The organism is Paracraurococcus lichenis, from assembly GCF_030657435.1.
In the GTDB taxonomy this organism is placed as follows: domain Bacteria; phylum Pseudomonadota; class Alphaproteobacteria; order Acetobacterales; family Acetobacteraceae; genus Paracraurococcus; species Paracraurococcus lichenis.
In genome coordinates this window covers 1-439 of record NZ_JAUTWS010000494.1, presented here as the reverse complement: position 1 = coordinate 439, position 439 = coordinate 1, and the positions used below count along the sequence as shown (strand labels likewise).

General features: G+C 69.5%; 1 protein-coding gene. It reads right to left on the bottom strand.

The annotated features are described in order from the left end of the window. Positions 1–10 precede the first annotated feature (10 nt). Positions 11–439: transposase (locus Q7A36_RS40945; RefSeq protein WP_305109501.1), on the bottom strand; the 429-nt coding region annotated here is incomplete at its 5' end.

The window sequence follows — 439 nt, the reverse complement described above, 5'->3', positions numbered from 1 at the left end:
CTAGAGGCTGTTAGGGACCGAGCGCCAGTGCGGCCTGCTTTAGCATGAGGCAGGCGAAAGCGACGAAGTGGAGGCTGCGCAGGGTCTCGGGTAGTCGCTCATAGTCTCGGACCAAGCGACGGAAACGTGTGGTCCAGCCGAAGGAGCGCTCAACCACCCAGCGGCGAGGCAGCAGCACGAAGCCGCGCTTGGCCTCGGGCAGCTTGACGACCTCGAGGCGGATGCCGTGCTCGGCCGCCGCCTCGGCGGTGGCCGCGCCGGTGTAGCCCTGGTCGACGAAGGCGACCTCGACGGTCTGGGCGGTGACGTCCTGCACGGTCCTGGCGAGTTCGGCGACCTGCGCGCGGTCGCCCTCGTTGGCCGGGGTGACGTGCAGCGCCAGCAGGTGGCCGAGAGTGTCGACCACGGCATGCACCTTCGAGCCCTTGCGCCGCTTGGC